Consider the following 1,289-nt stretch of genomic DNA (forward strand, 5'->3'; position numbering starts at 1 on the left):
AAAAAACGCCAGAAATAATGAAAAATCTGTAGACATAAAGGAGAGAGTTTAATAAATGAAATGGATGAAATTGAAAATAGATCAACTGGTACATGCCGAATATAATCCAAGGAAGGATTTAAAAGCGGGTGATCCAGAGTTTGAAAAGATCAGGAATAGTGTCCTCGAATTCGGTTATTGTGAACCGATTATTTGTAATAGCGATTATACCATCGTAGGAGGCCATCAACGTGCTAAAGTGTTGAAGGCACTCGGTTACGATGAAGTCGACTGTGTCATAGTCGATGTGAATAAGTCAAAAGAGAAAGCCCTGAACATAGCGCTTAACAAAATTACAGGGGAGTGGGACTTTGAGGCACTGGCTGGATTATTAGATGAGTTGAAGGAAGCAGATTATAATATTGAGCTAACGGGCTTTGATTGGTCTGAAGCGGAGAAGTTGTTGGATACATTACACGAAGAAACAGTGGATGAGGAAGATGATTTTAATGTAGAAGAAGCATTACCTGAACATCCGATAACTCGTAAAGGGGACATCTGGCTACTTGGTAAGCATAGGCTCATATGCGGAGACTCAACTAATCGGCAGGATATCGCAACATTGATGGATGGTAAGAAGGCTCAGCTCATTGTGACCGATCCACCTTATAATGTGGACTATACGGGTAAAACGAAGGATGCATTGAAAATTGAGAACGATAAGATGGATAACGACCAATTTTATAATTTCCTATTGGCAGCTCATACTCGAATGTATGAAGTAGCTGATGATGGAGCAAGTCTTTATGTATTCCATGCGGATAGTGAAGGATTGAATTTTAGAAAAGCATTTATTGAAGCTGGATTCAAACTAGCACAATGTTGTATCTGGGCAAAGCAAGCAATGGTAATGGGCAGGAGTGATTATCATTGGATGCATGAACCCGTATTATACGGTTGGAAGCCGACAGGTGGACACTACTGGAACAGTGATCGTAAGCAAACGACATTATGGCAATTTGATCGTCCCTTCCGCAATGAATATCATCCCACGATGAAGCCGATTCCCTTGATTAGCTACCCAATTAAAAATTCGAGCAGGCTTGGTGATATCGTATTTGATCCTTTTGGTGGTTCAGGTTCAACGTTGATTGCTTGTGAGGAAACGGATCGAATTTGCTATACCAGTGAGCTTGATCCCAAATATGTGGATGTGATTGTGAACCGATATATTGCCCACGTTGGAAGCGATAGTGGTGTATATTTGATTCGGGATGGTAAGCGGTATAGCTATCATGAAGTTGTTGCTG

Annotated in this window: 1 protein-coding gene; it reads left to right on the forward strand. The window is 40.7% G+C overall.

Translation table 11 applies throughout. The features are described 5' to 3' along the window. Window positions 1-55: 55 nt before the first annotated feature. Window positions 56-1,289, forward strand: a 1,234-nt coding sequence (locus ACIFO6_RS22660; RefSeq protein ID WP_430044135.1) for a site-specific DNA-methyltransferase, incomplete at its 3' end; no start/stop codon positions are given.

This window comes from Paenibacillus sp. NRS-1781, assembly GCF_050467745.1.
In the GTDB taxonomy this organism is placed as follows: Bacteria; Bacillota; Bacilli; order Paenibacillales; family Paenibacillaceae; genus Paenibacillus; species Paenibacillus terrae_A.